Below are 15,372 nucleotides of genomic sequence, written 5' to 3' on the forward strand. Positions count from 1 at the left end.
ATGACCGTCGGCGAACACCTCGAAACCTTCCACGGCCTGCCTGTCTTCACCCTGCCCGAGCCGCCCGAGGACGGCTCGCGCGCGGACGAACTCCCGGACGCCGCAGGCGTCGCCTGGCGCCTGGACTGCTACCAGGCGGGAGAAATACCGTTCCCCGAGCTGTGGCAGAGCTTCACCGACCGGGTGCCGGGCAAGGACGTACGCGCCCTGGTCCTCGGCTCCTGGTGGGACGACGAGTACACCGGCCTGCGCCCGGCGCTCGAGCAGATCGTGGCCGACGCCCACCGCTTCCCGGAGCTGCGCGCGCTGTTCCTCGCCGACGTCACCGGCGAGGAATGCGAGATCTCCTGGCTGCAGCTCACCGACGTCACGCCCGTCCTGGAGGCCTTCCCCCTGCTGGAGGAGTTCGGCGTCCGCGGCGGCGACTCCCAAGGGCTCGGTGAGGAGCCCCTGTCGTTGCGCCCGGTACGCCACGAGGCGCTGCGCGCGCTGCGGTTCGAGTCGGGCGGCCTGCCCGGACAGGTGGTGCGCGCGGTCACCGCGTGCGAACTGCCCGCCCTGAAGCGGCTGGAGCTGTGGCTCGGCGTGTCCCGGTACGGCGGTGACGCGACGGTCGCCGACCTCGCGCCGCTCCTGGCCGGCGGTCGCTTCCCGGCGCTGCGCCATCTCGGCCTGATGAACAGCGAGCTGCAGGACGAGATCGCGGCGGCGGTCGCCTCGGCACCGGTCGTCGCCCAGCTGGAGTCGCTGGGCCTGGCCATGGGCACCCTCACCGACACCGGCGCCGAGGCCCTGCTGGGCGGCCAGCCGCTGACCCACCTGCGGCACCTCGACCTGCACCACCACTTCCTGAGTGAGGCCGTGGCCGACCGGGTCCGCGCGGCCTTCGGTTCCGCGGGGACCGAGGTGGACCTGTCGCAGTGCCGCCGGCTGGACGGGGAGTGGCGCTATGTCGCTGTCTCGGAGTGACACGCGGCCTTCTCCGGACTGTCCGGGGCCCGGCAGCGGGCTGCGGTTCGCCGTCGTCGGCAACCCGGAGAACCGGCGGACGACGATGTTCGCCGACGCCGTCCGCGCGGCCGGCCACCGTGCGCCGCGCGTGCTCGCGTGGCGGGACGTGCTGCGCGGGCAGTACGCCTTCACGCCGGGTGAACGGGTCCGTATCGACTCCCCCGGTGAGAACGCCGAGGTGGACCGGCTGCTGCGGGACAGCGACGATCCCACCCGGGTCGAGGGCACGGCCGTCTGGTACCGCCGGTTCACCGCCGCCGTCCAGGGTGTGACGGAGGCGGCGCGGCGCGCGGGCGCGGTGCCGTCCACCGGCCCGGAGGACGTCGCCGTGATGTTCGACAAGCGGCGCTGCCACGCCCGGCTCGCCGCCGCGGGCGTCCCGGTGCCGCCGGCGCTGACGGGCCCGGTCGGCGGCTGGGACGAGCTCAGGAGCCGGTTGACGGAGGCCGGGATCTCGCGCGCGTTCGTGAAGCCGGCCCACGGTTCGTCGGCCTCCGGCGTCGTGGCCCTCGCGACGGCGGGCCCCGGCCGGGTCAAGGCGACGACGTCCGTGGAAACCGCCCCGGACGGCCGCCTGTTCAACTCCCTGCGGGTGCGCCACTACACGTCGGAACGGGAGGTCGCCGCCCTGGTCGACGCGCTCGCCCCCGACGGGCTGCACGTCGAGCGGTGGCTGCCCAAGGCCTCGCAGGGCGGCCGGGCCGCCGACCTCAGGGTGGTCGTGGTCACCGGACGCGCCACGCACGCCGTCGTACGGACCAGCCGGCATCCCATGACGAACCTGCACCTCGGCGGTGTCCGCGGCGACCTGGGCGCGGCCCGCGAGGCGATCCGCGCGGCGGGCGCCCGCTTCGAGGACGTGCTGGACACGGCCGAACGGGCTGCCGCGTGCTTCCCGGACACACTGTGCGTCGGCGTGGACATCCTGCCGACCACCGGATGGCGCCGCTTCGCCGTCGGCGAGGTGAACGCCTTCGGTGACCTCCTGCCCCGCCTGACCGGCCTGCCCGGCAGCGGCGCCGAGGGACTGGACACGTACGCCGCCCAGGTCACCGCCGTACAGCGCGCGCACACGCCCCGCGCCGCAAGCGGACGCACACCCGGCGAAGCCACCCAGCACGAACAACCGCCCCGCGCCGCCGCCCGCACACGCACGCACAAGCCCCCGGCCCCCGCACCGAAGAGCCCACCGTCCCGCACGAAAGAGGCTTCCGGCCGCCCCACCGAACCCGCCACCGTCCCGCGCGGACACCGCGAGGAGCACCACCATGACGCCACGGCCTGACATGAACGAGGTCGTGGGCAGCCACGACCTGCTGCTGGTCACCCTGGACACGCTCCGCTACGACGTGGCGCAGGAGCTGGCCGCGGCCGGCCGCATCCCCCACCTGGCCCGGCACCTGCCCGACGGCGGCTGGGAGCGCCGGCACGCCCCCGGCAGCTTCACCTACGCCTCCCACCAGGCGATGTTCGCGGGTTTCCTGCCGACGCCGGCCGCTCCGGGCCCGCACCCCCGGCTGTTCGCCGCGCGTTTCGCGGGCAGCGAGACCACCGCCGACGGCACCTTCGTCCACGACACGCCGGACCTGGTGTCGGGTCTGGCCGCCGTCGGCTACCGCACCGTCTGCATCGGCGGGGTGGGCTTCTTCAACAAGCAGGGACCGCTGGGCTCGGTGCTGCCGGGGCTGTTCCAGGAGAGCCACTGGGAGCCCGGATTCGGGGTGGCGTCCCCCACGTCGTTCGAGGCGCAGGTGGCGTGCGCCGAGAAGGTGGTCGCGGGGCTCCCGCCGCGGCAGCGCCTGTTCCTCTTCGTGAACGTGTCGGCGCTGCACCAGCCCAACTGGTTCCACCTGCCCGGCGCGACCCGCGAGGCGGGTGACACCCGGGCCACCCACGCCGCGGCCCTGGAGTACGTGGACCGGCACATCGGGCGGCTGTTCGACGCCGCCGCGGGCCGCGGGCCGTGCTTCGCCATCGTCTGCTCCGACCACGGCACCGCCTACGGCGAGGACGGCTACACCGGCCATCGCATCGGCCACGACGTCGTCTGGACGGTTCCCTACGCCCACTTCTTCCTCGACGAGGCCCGATGAGCACCACCACCGCGACGGCCCCACCGGCCGTCCGCCCCTACCAGCACTACGTCTACGCGTATCCGCACAAGACCGCGTACCGCCCGCTGCCCCCCGGGCAGGCGTCGCTGCGCGAGCTGTGGGCGGGGGAGCCGAAGGACGCCCTCTCGCTGTACTTCCACATCCCGTTCTGCGAGGTGCGCTGCGGCTTCTGCAACCTCTTCACCAGGATCGGGGCGCCGGACGGCCTGACGACCGCCTATCTGGACGCGCTGGAACGCCAGGCGGCAGCCGCCCGCGACGCCCTGGGCGAGGGCACGCGGTTCGCCAACGCGGCCTTCGGCGGGGGCACTCCGACATTCCTGGAGGCAGCCGAGCTGGAGCGGCTGTGCGACATCGCCGAGCGGGGGCTCGGCGCCGACCTGGCCGCCGTACCGCTGTCCGTGGAGGCCTCGCCCGCCACGGTGACCGCCGACCGGCTGGCCGTGCTGGCGGCGCGCGGCACCACACGGCTGAGCCTGGGCGTGCAGAGCTTCCTCGACGCCGAGGCGCGCACGGCCGTACGCCCGCAGCGCCGCGCGGACGTCGAGGCGGCCCTGGCCCGGATCCGCGACACCGCCGTCCCCGTCCTGAACATCGACCTGATCTACGGCATCGACGGCCAGACCGAGGCGTCCTGGCGCCGGTCCCTCGACGCCGCGCTCGCCTGGCGGCCGGAGGAGCTGTACCTCTACCCGCTGTACGTGCGCCCGCGCACCGGCCTCGACCGGCGGGGCGGCCCCGTGTCCGGCGAGGCCGAGTGGGACGCCCAGCGGCTGCGGCTGTACCGCCACGGCCGCGACCACCTGCTCGCGCGGGGCTACGAGCAGGTGTCGATGCGCATGTTCCGCCGCGCGGACACCCCCGCGGACGGCGGCGGGGACCACGCCTGCCAGACCGACGGCATGGTCGGCCTCGGCTGCGGCGCCCGCTCGTACACGTCCGAGCTGCACTACTCGTTCGACTACGCCGTCGACATGCACCGGATACGCGGCATCATCGACGACTACACCGCCCGCGGCACCGAGGAGTTCGGCCGCGCCGACTTCGGCTGGCGGATGAACGGCGAGGAGGCCAGGCGCCGCCATCTGCTCCAGTCGCTGCTCCAGGCCGAGGGCATGCCCGTGGCGGACTACCGGGCCCGCTTCGGCACGGCGCCCGGCGACGACTTCGCCGCCGAGCTCGCCCGGTTCGGCGAGCGGGGCTGGCTGGACGACTCGGCCGGACCGGACCTGCTGCGGCTCTCCCCCGAAGGGCTCGCGCACTCCGACGCGCTGGGCCCCGAGCTGTTCTCCGCCGCCGTGCGCGCCCGCATGGCCGCGTACGAGCCGAAGTGACGGAGCCCGAGAGCGCCATGGACCTGACGATCCTGTACCGCGGCCCGCTGGCGTCGTGCGACTACGACTGCCCGTACTGCCCGTTCGCCAAGCGCCGGGACACCCCCGCCCAGCTGGCCGCCGACCGGGCCGCCCTGGAGCGCTTCGCCGCATGGGCGGCCGGGCAGCGGGAGGACCGCCTGTCCCTGCTGTTCACCCCGTGGGGCGAGGGCCTGGTGCGCTCCTGGTACCGGCGCGCGCTCACGGAGCTGAGCCGGCTGCCGCACATCCGCCGGGTCGCCATCCAGACCAATCTCAGCTGCCGCACGGACTGGACGGCCGGCGCGGACCTGGACACGCTCGCCCTGTGGTGCACCTTCCACCCGGGTCAGACGCCGTACGACCGTTTCCTCGCCAAGTGCCACGACCTGGCGGCCCGGGGCGTGCGCCACAGCGTCGGCGTGGTCGGCCTTCCCGGACACCTGGAGCAGGCGCGCCGCCTGCGCGCCGACCTGCCCTCCCGCGTGTACCTGTGGGTCAACGCCGCCGAGGGGCACACCTACACGGACGCCGAGGCCGGCGACTGGACCGCCCTCGACCCGCTGTTCCCCTACAGCCGCCACCCGCACCGCAGCGCGGGCCTGCCCTGCCGGACGGGAGAGTCCGTCATCTCGGTGGACGGCGAGGGCACGGTGCGCCGCTGCCACTTCGTCCGGTCGGAGCTGGGCAACCTCTACGACGGCTCCTACCGGCGGGCCCTGCGCCCGCGCCCCTGCCCGCTCGCCGTGTGCGACTGCCACATCGGCTACGTCCACCTGGAGACCCTGCCGCTGTACGACGTGTTCGCGGGCGGCGTCCTGGAGCGCATCCCGGCCGCTACCGGGGGCGTCCCGCCGCTCGCAGAGCTGCCGATGACGCCGTAGAGCAGCCCTTTCCCGTACCGCGTGTGCGGCGTTCGTGTTTAAAAAGCGGGATCCATGCCGGAATGCCGTGACCGGTCCGCAGCTGCCGCGTTGAAGGGTAAGTGCGACGGCTCGTCCTGCTGTCACACTTACCGAGTCAAAAGGAGAACGTGATGTCTCGCATCGCGAAGGCTGCTGGAGTCGCCCTCGGCACGGGTGCCATGGTGATCAGCAGCGCCGGCCTGGCCATGGCGGACGCGGACGCCAAGGCCATTGCCACCAACTCCCCGGGCGTCCTGTCGGGCAACGTCATCCAGGTGCCGATCCACATCCCGATCAACATCTGCGGCAACACCGTCAACGTCATCGCTCTGCTGAACCCGGCGTTCGGCAACACCTGCATCAACAAGGGCGGCGACGACTACAAGAAGACCAGCCACCACCACTACAAGAAGAGCCACCACGGCTACGGTCACTGACCGTCCGTCCGCGGAAACGCTCGCGGAGAGATCCGCGCGCACCTACGCGGAGAGAGCCCCGGTGACTCGGCGACGAGCACCGGGGCTCTCCCCCTGTCCGTGACACCTGTCCGTGACAACCGGCCAGGGCTCAGGCGTACCGGTAGATGCGGCTCACGTCTTCCAGCTGGTCCGGTGTCACGTCCCAGGGCGGCAGTTTCTGGTGCCGCGCGACGACCCGCCCGCGCTGCGGGTGGCCGGGGGCGGGCGGCCTGGCCGGCAGATAGCGGGCGCCGTGGCGGCGCTGCCACCGCGTCCACTGCAGGTCGATGAAGGAGTGCACCATCCAGAACACCGGGTCGTTGACGGAGGCGCCGCCGACCATGGCCCCGCCGACCCAGCGGTGCACGCGGTTGTGGTTGCGCCACGAGCTGCTGCCCCGGCCGGAGCCCCAGCCCTCCAGCTTGTTGCGGAAGCCCTTGCGGGACGTGGAGTCCCAGGGTGACGTGTCGTAGACGGGGTCGTTCAGCGCCCACTCCAGGTCGCCCCCGGTGGGCAGCTCGATCGGGTCGCGCGGACGGCCGAGGTCCCGGGTGAGGAACTCCTCGTCGGTCAGGTTCTCCCTGAGGATCCAGTTGCCCTCGGCGTAGGCGAAGGGCCCGGTCGTGACCCGGCGGTCGGAGCGCCGCCCGGTGCCGCCGAGGAGGTCGTCCGTCCAGGGCACCGAGGTCGCCCTGCGGTTCTTGGTCCAGTCCCAGTACGGCACGGTCACCGACGAGTCGACCCGGCGCAGGGCACGCTCCAGCTCCAGCAGGAACTGGCGGTGCCACGGCAGGAAGGACGGCGCCATGTGGGCCGTCCGCAGGCCTTTCTCGCCGTCCGAGGTGTAGAACTCGATGTGCGTGCGCACGAACTCGTCGTACTCGCCGCGCCGTTTGATCTCCAGCAGCGCCTTCACGAACCGGCGCCGCTCGCCGCGTGTGAGCGTGCTGACGTCCTTACGGGTGTACGCCATGGTGTCCCCCCTCGTGCCCGTGGCCGGTCCCGGTGTCGCGCAGCCGGCGGCCCGGCCCCATCTCGTCGACGGCCGCGCGGGCCGCCTCCAGCGGGGTGGGGTAGGAGCGATAGTGGTCGACCATGGTCAGCCAGGTGCCGTCGGCGCGGCGCATCAGGTGCAGCGGCCGGCCGTCCACGGTGACCCGCCACACGCCGGCCCCGGCGAGCCGGCCCTCGAGGCTGCGTACGCCGCGGATGCGGCGCCCGCGGTACATCTCGTCGAACGCCGTGTCCCACGGGCCACCGTGGTCCTCTGCCGCCGTGGCGGGCGGGCGGGAGGCGGCGAGGACCGGGGTCAGTGCCGCGGCGACCGCGGAGGCGAGCAGCCCGCGCACCACACCCCGGCGTGTACCGCCTCCGCCCCGTCCGGGCTCCGTTCCGCCCGGGTCTTCCGGCCCGTGCCCCGCGTTGTCCGCCGCTGCGCCGTCGCTGACGACCATGGTGTGCTCCTCGTCCGGTTCGGTTGTCGCAGCGGTAACCGCGGCGCGGGCCGCACGGTCACCGCGGCGGGGCCGAAGCGGTGAGAGACATGCCCCGGACGGCCGACGGCCCGGGCGTGCCGTCCGCCGCTCCGTCACCTGTGCGGCCCCGACGCGTCACCCGTGCCGCCCGCCGCCGCGTCACCCGTGCGAACCGGCGGCGCGGCCCGGTTACAGTCCGGCGCCGAGGCCCAGGTGCGCGGCCGGCACCGCCTGCACGACCGGGGCCAGTACGCCCGCCTCGGGCAGCTTGGCGCCGGGCAGGCCGAAGCTGCGGGAGCCCGGGGCGGTCAGCGGGGTGTCCACGTCCAGGCCGGGCGACAGGGTGCGCAGGTCGGCGGCGGGCACCTCGACGCCCGCGTGGTCGAAGCCGTCCCCGAGGAGCTGCGGCAGCGGCTGGCGCACGCTCAGGCCGGGCAGCCCGCCGCGGACCGGCAGCTGCGGCACGGTGCGGTCGGGGAGGAGGCGACCCTCGGCGTAGCGGGGCCCGTTGGGCGTGCCCGGCTTCAGGAGCGGCACGTCGGCGCCGATCTCGGGCAGTTCCATGCCGAGGGAGTTCTCTGCGCCCTCCAGGGGTACGGGCACGGGGACCGCGCCGGTCGCCACTGCGGGGGTCGCGGCACCGATCGCGGCGGCGACGCCGGTGATGACGGCGGCAAGGGTTCCTCGGGTGGTCGGCTTCATGTCAGGCACGGTCCCTTTCAGGATTGGATGGCGGGGAGTCCGTACCGCGTAACGATCCGGGACCGGGCACCAGCGCAAGAATCCCCCGTGTGCCCCAGTAGTACGACGGACATACCGTCAGCTCGTCCAGAAGTCCCACCAGCGGGTGAGGACCAGCATGCCGACGATTCCGAGGTGCAGGGCCGGCGGCAGCCAGGTGAACTCGCCGAAGAACGCGGCCAGCCAGCGGGGCGCGGGCAGGAAGCCGTGCAGGACGCCGTAGGACGTGACGTACCAGAACATGAGGATGGTGGCGACCCATGCCAGGCAGCACCACAGGCACAGGGCGTTGATCCGGTACAGCGACTCGTACTGCAGCCAGGACACGAACCCGACGCCGAAGAGGCATCCGGCGGCGAACGTGAGCCAGTACCAGCCGGGGAACCGGGCGCCGGCCAGCAGGCTCACGCCGACGCAGATCACGACGGCGTAGGCGACCAGGCCGAGCATCGGGTTGGGGAAGCCGAACGCGGCGGCCTGGTCGCTCTCCATGACGCTGCCGCAGGACACCACCGGGTTCAGGCTGCAGCCCGGCGTGAAGTCCGGGTCCTGGAGCAGCTTGAACTTGTCGAGCGTGATGACCCAGGAGGCCAGCAGCCCCGCCGCCCCGGTGACCACCAGCAGCAGGGCGAGTCCGCGTCCGGCGCCCGATGCCCGGCGCCCCCGGCGCGCGTGCTGTGCCGTGGAACCGGACATCAGCCGCGCGGGTCCCGGGCGGGCAGGACGATGTGCGCCGCGGCGTTCAGGGTCTCGTCGGCGCCGGCGAACGCGGCGAGCGCCTCGGGGTCGATCGGCTTGCCGGGCACGGCCTCGGGCCAGGGCCGGGTGGTGAACACGAAGTAGGCGAAGCCGCGGGCCCCGACCGCCGCGAGCCACTCCGGCGGCGGGGTGCACCGGGCGTCGAAGCCCGGCATGCTGACGACGGCCTGGCCGGAGTCGATGTGCATGCTGACCGAGAGGTCCGGCCGGGCGTTGCCGTCGACGAGGTCGCCGCCGACGGGCAGGCCGCCCTGCTCCAGCAGGTCCCGGAGGGCGGCGGAGGCGGCCTCGGGGCCGGCGGGGGCGTCCCCGAGGGTGTAGGCGAGGAGGTAGGGCATGTCGCCGCCGGGGGCTTCGCCGCTCCAGGACATCACGACGAGCGTGCCCGGGTCGGCGGGCCGAGAAGGACGCGGTGCGCCGGTGGTTGAGGTCACCGCGCGACCTTATCGGCGTACGTGAACACACCCGGCCGCGTCGTCACCCGACCGGGGGAAGGCCCTCGTCGCGTCCACACGAACGAGGGACGGTCCTCGAACAGTGCCACCGGCGGCGGCGGAACGCGCGTCAGCCCTTCAGCGGGAGGCCGCCGAGCAGCCCGCCCGGGGCGTTGAGCGTCCTGGTGGCGCTGTCGACGGTGCTGAGCGGGGAGTCCGCGTTCCCGGTGTCGAGGGCGCGGGACTGGCTCTGCAGCGGCATCAGGTCGCCGGGACCCTGCGCGGCCACCTCGTTGACGATGCCGGGAGCCCGGGCGGTCAGCGTGTTCACGGCGCCGTTGAGGCTGGTGGGCGTGAGGTCGGCGGTCTCGGTGGCGAACGCGGGCGCGGCGGCACCCGCGAGGGCCAGGGAACCGGCGGCGACGGCGGCGGCCTTCAGGGACTTCATCGGGGTCCTTTCTTCGGCGACTCGGGTCGCCGGAGGAGATCCGTGGCATCCGGAGGGAATCCGGAAGGGTTCTGACGCCGTGCACAACGATCCCCGTGCGGTGCGGAAACTCCGGCGCCCGGACGTTTCTGCGGCCATATGAAATGCCGCTGCGCCGGTCGGTGCGACCGGCGCAGCGGCACGGGGGCCCGGGCGGCGCCCGGGTCAGGCGGTGGGCAGGAGTCCCGACAGCAGACCCGACATCAGGTTGCCCGTCGGCAGGCCGCCCGTCTGGAGGTTCTGCGTCGGCAGCTGCTGGGACGCGGGCAGCTGGGCGGTGGACTGCTGGGAGGCGGACGGCCGCTGCGACGCCGGCAGGTTCGGCAGGGCGGGCAGGCCCGCGAGGTCGGGGGCGGGCAGCCCGCCGCCGAGCAGTGTCGCGGCGACGACGTTGACGAGGCCGGTCAGCAGGTTGGTGGCGGCGGGCTGGACCTGCCCGGCGTCGCCGGTGGCGGAGACCTTGAGCAGGGTGTCCACGGACGCCTGGAGCGCGACCAGCGCGTCGGCCCGCACGTCGGGCGCGGGCGCGGACGCCGGGGCGGGCAGGGTGGTGGCCGGGGCGACGCCGATTCTGGCGATGGCGTCCTTGACGGCGGCGGCGTGCTGGGCCGACTCCTGGGGCGTGAGCCGTCCGTTGTCCGCCTTGAGCACGGCGGTCAGCAGTTCGGTGGCCGGCTTCAGCGTGCTGCTGAGGTCGCCGAGGCTCTTGGCCTGGGCGAGGAGGGCCTTGGCGTCGGCGACGGGTGCCTGGGCGACCGCGGCGGTGTGCCCCCGGGACGAGTCGCTGCCGGCCGCCATGGCGGCGGGCCCGGTGACCCCGATCAGGAGGAAGGCGGTGAGCGTGGTGGTCGCGAGTCGCCGTGCGGGCAGGCGCATGGGGGTTCCTTTCGATGTGCGTCGGATCTTGAGCCCACCGTGGAAGCGGCCACTGCGCTCTGCAACCGTACGTACACACCCGGCGAGCGGGCGCTGTCCGCCATCTCCGCGTCGCAGCAGGTGAGGGGGCGCGTCACGGCCCGCCGTCCGTGGCGGCGCCCCTGGCCCCATTCGGGGCAAGCGAAACCGGCCGCCCTCCCGGGAGAGAACCACGGGAGGGCGGCCGGTGACAGGGCTGCGTGCGGACGTCAGTCGTTGACGCAGGTGTTGCCGAACGCCGGGTTCAGGAAGGCGATGACGTTGATGGTGTTGCCGCAGAAGTTGACCGGGATGTGGATCGGCACCTGGACGACGTTGCCCGAGATGACACCCGGGGAGTGGGCGGCGACGGCCTTGGCGTTGCTGTCTGCGGTGGCGACGCCGGCGTTGCCCGCAACCGCGGCGGCGGCGACGGAGGTCAGGACCAGGCCCTTCGCGATACGCGACATGGAGAGGTGCTCCTTGGGGTTGACACAAACATCCGGGCGGATGCCCGGCGCTGTGTCAACGCGTGACACACCCTCAGGTTGTGCCGCCGGGAGGGTGATTCCACGACAAGAGAGTTTTTCACCATTCCGACACACTTGGGCGGTTTCGCCGATTTAGTCCGCTTGACGACTAGTGTGGCGGCTCACCCGACACCCGTACGGCACGCGCCCCTGGCACGCCCTCGACGCCGGCCCCATGTCACCGCCCAGGTCCACCTCCCGAGCGCCACCCGTGAGCGAGGAAGCCGCGCATGCACCCGTCACCGACCGACCCCGCGCCGAGGGTCCTGCACGTCACCCAGCCCGTGGACGGCGGTGTCGCACGCGTCGTGACGGACCTGACGCGGGTTCAGCTCGCCGCCGGACTGCGCGTCGCCGTGGCCTGCCCCGAGGGACCGCTCGCCACCGGACTGCGGGCGCTGGGCGCGGACGTACGGCGCTGGGAGGCGACGCGTTCGCCGGGCCCGGCGCTGGCCGGGGAGGTGCGGCGGCTGGCCCGGGTCGTCGCGGACGTACGGCCCGACGTGGTGCACGCGCACAGCGCGAAGGCCGGGCTGGCCGGGCGGCTCGCGGTGCGGGGGCGGACCGCAACGGTGTTCCAGCCGCACGCCTGGTCGTTCGAGGCGGTCGGCGGGGTCACCGGCGCACTCGCGCTCGGCTGGGAGCGGTGGGGCGCGCGGTGGGCCGGGCGGGTGGTGTGCGTGAGCGAGGCGGAGCGGCTGCGCGGGGTGCGCGCCGGGGTCGGGGGCCGGTGGAGCGTCGTCCCGAACGGCATCGACCCCGCGGGTTTCTGCCCCGAACCGGCGCAGTCGGCGCGGGGGCGCCTGCCGCTGGTGGCGGGGCTCGATCCGCGGGCGCCGCTCGTGGTGTGCGTGGGGCGGCTGTGCCGGCAGAAGGGCCAGGACGTCCTGCTGCGGGCCTGGCGCCCGGTGCTGCGGCGGGTGCCCGGGGCGCGGCTGGTGCTGGTCGGCGACGGGCCCGACCGTGCCCGGCTGGCGGCCCGCGCGCCGCGGTCCGTGCTGTTCGCGGGGGCGGTCGCCGATGCCGCGCCCTGGTACCGGGCCGCCGATCTGGTCGTCCTGCCGTCCCGCTGGGAGGGCATGGCGCTGGCCCCGCTGGAGGCGATGGCCTGCGAACGGCCCGTGGTCGTGACGGACGTGGACGGCGCCCGGGAGAGCCTGCCGGGCGCGCTCGCCGCGTCCTGCCTGGTGCCGCCGGAGGACCCCGCGGCGCTGGCCCGGGCCGTCACCGGGCTGCTGCTCGACCCGCCGCTGCGCGCGTCCCTGGGACGCCTGGGGCGCCGGCATGTCCTGTCCACGCACGACGTACGCCTCACGGCCGCGGCCGTCGCGGACGTCTACCGCGACCTGCTCGCCGGAGGGGCCGCCGCGCCGGACCGGCCGGCGGAGCGCGTCGCGTCCTCCGAGTACAGGGAGTCGATCCACTCGTGACCGCGGAAAGCACCGTCCCCACCCCCGCCGGGCAGCCGCGGGACCTCGGACTGCCGCCGCTCGGCGTGCTGCCGCCGCGCGGCGACGCGGGCTTCCGGTTCCCCGCCGCCCGGCCGCCCGCGCGCGCCGCGTCGCCGCTCCCGCTGATCGCCGCCGACGGCGTGGCCGCGGTGCTGGGCGCGCTGGCGCTGACCGGCGCCCAGCGCCGGCCGCTGCTCGTCGCGTCGCTGGTGGCGGCGTCGCTGCTGCTGCGCCCGCACGTCAGCCGCCGGATGCCGGCCGTGCTGGACGAACTGCCCGCCGTCTGCGGCCGGATCGCCGTGGCCTGGCTGGCCGTGGCGAGTGCCGTCGCCGCGTACGCGCCGCACCACGCGCTGTCCGCCCGCACCCTGCTGCTCGGGTTCGCCGTGCAGTCGGCGGCGGGCTGCGCGGGCCGCGGCGCCGTCCACTGGCGGCGGCGCGCGGCCCTGCTGCGCCGGCCGCGCGCCGCTCTCGTCGTCGGACCGGCCGCGACCGCGCAGCGCGTGGCCGCCGCCGTGCTGCGCCACCCCCGGTGCGGGGTGCGGCCGGTCGGCGTGGTCGCCGAACGCCCCGACGGCATCGAAGGGCTGCCGGTGCTGACCACGGGTGAGGAGGTCGAGCGGGCGCTCATCCAGAACGGGGTGCGCGAGGTGCTCACCGTGCACCCGGCGGTCCGCACCGAGCAGGGGCCGCTGCTGCGGGCGCTCGCCGAGTCGGGCTGTGCGGTGTGGGAGGTCGACGCGGACTCACCGTCGTACGAGAGCCGGGACCGGATCGCCGGGTTCTCCTGCCGGCGCCTCGACCTGGGCGGCGGGCGGGACGGCGGCGCCGGCAAGCGGGTGCTGGACGCGGTGGTGTCCGGGGTGCTGCTGGTCGCCGTCAGCCCGCTGCTGCTGGTGTGCGCGGTGGCGCTGCGGCTTGCCGACGGGCCGGGGGTGGTGTTCCGGCAGGAGCGCATCGGCAAGGACGGCAGGCCCTTCACGCTGCTGAAGTTCCGCACCCACCGCCCGGTCGACGAGCACGAGTCGGCGACCCGGTGGTCCGTCGCCGACGAGCACCGGATGCCGTGGTTCTGCCGTTTCCTGCGCCGCACCTCGCTGGACGAGCTGCTCCAGCTGTGGAACGTCTTCCGGGGCGACATGAGCCTGGTCGGCCCGCGTCCCGAACGGCCGTACTTCGTCGCCAGGTTCAGCCAGACCTACCCCGGCTACGCGGCCCGGCACCGCATGCGCGCCGGCATCACCGGCCTCGCCCAGGTCAACGGGTTGCGCGGCGACACCTCCATCGAGGACCGGGCCCGGTTCGACAACGCCTACATCGACAACTGGTCGCTGTGGCAGGACGTCTGCATCCTGCTGCGCACCGCCGCCGCGCTGCTGCGGCCGACGGGGAGCTGACCGGATGCGCCTCGCACCGCCCCGCGCCGGGTCACCGCCGCCGGCCTTGCCGGTGGTCGGGGTCGTCGCGCTGCTCGCCCTGCCGCACGGCGCGGGCGGCGACGGCGGCGCGGGTCCCGCCGACGCGGCCTCCGCGCTGCTGGTGGTGTACTGCGCGATCCGTGCCGTACGGGACCGGCGGCGCCCCCTGCCACGTACGGCGGCCGTGCTGTTCGCGCTGCCCGTGGCCGCGGCCGGCATCGCGGCGCTGGGGGCCGTGTCCCCCGGGGCCGGGATCACCGGGCTCGGCCGCTATGCGCAGGTCTTCGCGCTGGTCCCGGCGGCGGTGCTGCTGCTGGTCCGCGACCGGCGTGACGTCCGGCTGCTGGCCTGGGCGTTCGTGGCGCTGGCGGGGTGGCAGGGGGTGATCGGCACGCACCAGTACCTCACCGGAACCGGCGCCTCGTACCAGGGCGAGCAGGTCCGGGCCGTCGGCACGTTCGGGGCGCAGGACGTGATGGGCATGGCGACCGTCGTGTCCCTCGGCCTGGTGTGCGCGGTGGGTCTCGCGCTGGGCCGGGACTCCGTACGGCACCGGGCGGTGGCCGCCGGGTGCGCGCTGCTGCTGGTCGTGCCGCTCGCGGTGTCCTTCAGCCGCGGGGCGTGGATCGCGACGGCCCTGACCTGCGCGGCGCAACTGCTGCTCGCCGGGGTGCGGCGGGCGCTGACGGCGGGCGCCGCCGTGGCCGCAGCGTGCGTGGTGCTGGTCGGCGGGTTCGGGGCCGGCACGGCGATGCTCCAGGAAAGGATCAGCAGCATCACGCGGGTCACCGCGGCGCCCGACCAGTCGGTCACCGACCGGTACACGATGTGGGCGGCGGCCGTCGGCATGTGGCGCGAGCAGCCGGTGACGGGCGTGGGCCTGAAGGGTTTCCCGGAGTACCGGGACACGCACGCCTCACTCGCCCTGTCGTCGGGCAGCGACACGGAGGGCGCGGGCGCCGCGTTCCGCAAGCAGCCGCTGCTGTCCCCGCACAACATGTACCTGCTGGTGCTGGCCGAGCAGGGCCTGCTGGGCCTGCTGGCGCTGGTGGGCGGCTGGCTGGCGCTGCTGGTGTGCGCGCTGCGCAGGCTGCCGCGCGCGCGGCGCTCCGGGCAGGGCCTGGACTGCGGGCTGGTCGCCTGCGGGCTCCTCGTCTGGCTGCTGACCGACTTCGCGTACGCCGACATCGGCGGCCCCTCGACCGTCCTGACGGCCGTGTCCCTGGGCCTCGCGGCCCGGTGGGCCCTGGCCGAGGACGCGTGCGCGGGGGCGGCGCACGGGGATGCGGGAGAGGCCGCGGCACGGATGGCGGAAGGGGTGGGCAGGCGGTGACGCCACGACG

At 74.6% G+C, this 15,372-nt stretch carries 17 protein-coding genes; 9 read left to right on the forward strand and 8 right to left on the reverse strand.

Features of this window, described 5'->3' with window-relative positions; genetic code table 11:
* From AB0M97_RS19060 to AB0M97_RS19085, 6 genes are all read left to right on the forward strand, one after another.
* Entirely contained in the window at window positions 1-969 is a 969-nt protein-coding gene (locus AB0M97_RS19060; RefSeq protein ID WP_365962050.1) for an STM4015 family protein, read from the forward strand.
* Window positions 950-2,296: an STM4014 family protein gene (locus tag AB0M97_RS19065; protein ID WP_365962051.1), complete on the forward strand. Its 1,347-nt coding sequence runs from the start codon at window positions 950-952 to the stop codon at window positions 2,294-2,296. Before AB0M97_RS19060 ends, AB0M97_RS19065 begins: the two co-directional genes overlap by 20 nt.
* Window position 2,297: 1 nt before the next feature.
* Window positions 2,298-3,104 (forward strand): STM4013/SEN3800 family hydrolase, encoded by an 807-nt coding sequence (locus AB0M97_RS19070; RefSeq protein WP_365962110.1) that lies wholly within the window; start codon window positions 2,298-2,300, stop codon window positions 3,102-3,104.
* Window positions 3,101-4,459 (forward strand): STM4012 family radical SAM protein, encoded by a 1,359-nt coding sequence (locus AB0M97_RS19075; RefSeq protein WP_365962052.1) that lies wholly within the window; start codon window positions 3,101-3,103, stop codon window positions 4,457-4,459. The genes AB0M97_RS19070 and AB0M97_RS19075 overlap by 4 nt, the downstream gene beginning before the upstream one ends.
* A gap of 17 nt (window positions 4,460-4,476) precedes the next feature.
* Window positions 4,477-5,361, forward strand: coding sequence for an STM4011 family radical SAM protein (locus AB0M97_RS19080; RefSeq protein WP_365962111.1), 885 nt, complete (start codon window positions 4,477-4,479; stop codon window positions 5,359-5,361).
* 152 nt (window positions 5,362-5,513) lie between these two features.
* Window positions 5,514-5,819: a chaplin gene (locus tag AB0M97_RS19085; RefSeq protein WP_365962053.1), complete on the forward strand. Its 306-nt coding sequence runs from the start codon at window positions 5,514-5,516 to the stop codon at window positions 5,817-5,819.
* A 130-nt stretch (window positions 5,820-5,949) separates the two neighbouring features.
* Here the strand turns inward: AB0M97_RS19085 and AB0M97_RS19090 are convergent, their stop codons facing one another.
* The 8 genes from AB0M97_RS19090 to AB0M97_RS19125 all read right to left on the reverse strand — a co-directional run bounded on the left by AB0M97_RS19090 (window position 5,950) and on the right by AB0M97_RS19125 (window position 11,100).
* On the reverse strand, window positions 5,950-6,813 hold the full coding sequence (locus AB0M97_RS19090) for a tyrosinase family protein (protein WP_365962054.1): 864 nt from the start codon (window positions 6,811-6,813) through the stop codon (window positions 5,950-5,952).
* Window positions 6,797-7,294 (reverse strand): tyrosinase cofactor, encoded by a 498-nt coding sequence (locus tag AB0M97_RS19095; protein WP_365962055.1) that lies wholly within the window; start codon window positions 7,292-7,294, stop codon window positions 6,797-6,799. Before AB0M97_RS19095 ends, AB0M97_RS19090 begins: the two co-directional genes overlap by 17 nt.
* A 210-nt stretch (window positions 7,295-7,504) precedes the next feature.
* On the reverse strand, window positions 7,505-8,017 hold the full coding sequence (locus AB0M97_RS19100) for a hypothetical protein (RefSeq protein WP_365962056.1): 513 nt from the start codon (window positions 8,015-8,017) through the stop codon (window positions 7,505-7,507).
* Window positions 8,018-8,134: 117 nt separating this feature from the next.
* Window positions 8,135-8,752: a vitamin K epoxide reductase family protein gene (locus tag AB0M97_RS19105; protein WP_365962057.1), complete on the reverse strand. Its 618-nt coding sequence runs from the start codon at window positions 8,750-8,752 to the stop codon at window positions 8,135-8,137.
* Window positions 8,752-9,249 carry a DUF5949 family protein gene (locus AB0M97_RS19110; protein WP_365962058.1) on the reverse strand — a complete coding sequence of 166 codons (498 nt, stop codon included), beginning with the start codon at window positions 9,247-9,249 and terminating at the stop codon, window positions 8,752-8,754. The genes AB0M97_RS19105 and AB0M97_RS19110 overlap by 1 nt, the downstream gene beginning before the upstream one ends.
* A gap of 130 nt (window positions 9,250-9,379) precedes the next feature.
* Window positions 9,380-9,697, reverse strand: coding sequence for a hypothetical protein (locus tag AB0M97_RS19115; RefSeq protein ID WP_365962059.1), 318 nt, complete (start codon window positions 9,695-9,697; stop codon window positions 9,380-9,382).
* Between the two features lie 204 nt (window positions 9,698-9,901).
* On the reverse strand, window positions 9,902-10,612 hold the full coding sequence (locus tag AB0M97_RS19120) for a hypothetical protein (RefSeq protein ID WP_365962060.1): 711 nt from the start codon (window positions 10,610-10,612) through the stop codon (window positions 9,902-9,904).
* 248 nt (window positions 10,613-10,860) lie between these two features.
* Window positions 10,861-11,100 carry a chaplin gene (locus AB0M97_RS19125; RefSeq protein ID WP_365962061.1) on the reverse strand — a complete coding sequence of 80 codons (240 nt, stop codon included), beginning with the start codon at window positions 11,098-11,100 and terminating at the stop codon, window positions 10,861-10,863.
* Window positions 11,101-11,390: 290 nt separating this feature from the next.
* Here AB0M97_RS19125 and AB0M97_RS19130 point away from each other — a divergent pair, with 290 nt between their 5' ends.
* From AB0M97_RS19130 to AB0M97_RS19140, 3 genes are read left to right on the forward strand one after another with little or no spacing between them, the layout of a single operon-like run.
* On the forward strand, window positions 11,391-12,590 hold the full coding sequence (locus AB0M97_RS19130) for a glycosyltransferase family 4 protein (RefSeq protein WP_365962062.1): 1,200 nt from the start codon (window positions 11,391-11,393) through the stop codon (window positions 12,588-12,590).
* Window positions 12,587-14,008 carry an exopolysaccharide biosynthesis polyprenyl glycosylphosphotransferase gene (locus AB0M97_RS19135; protein WP_365962063.1) on the forward strand — a complete coding sequence of 474 codons (1,422 nt, stop codon included), beginning with the start codon at window positions 12,587-12,589 and terminating at the stop codon, window positions 14,006-14,008. Before AB0M97_RS19130 ends, AB0M97_RS19135 begins: the two co-directional genes overlap by 4 nt.
* Before the next feature lie 4 nt (window positions 14,009-14,012).
* Window positions 14,013-15,362 (forward strand): O-antigen ligase family protein, encoded by a 1,350-nt coding sequence (locus AB0M97_RS19140; protein ID WP_365962064.1) that lies wholly within the window; start codon window positions 14,013-14,015, stop codon window positions 15,360-15,362.
* The last annotated feature ends 10 nt before the right edge of the window (window positions 15,363-15,372 follow it).

It is taken from the genome of Streptomyces sp. NPDC051207, from assembly GCF_040682395.1.
Classification (GTDB): domain Bacteria; phylum Actinomycetota; class Actinomycetes; order Streptomycetales; family Streptomycetaceae; genus Streptomyces.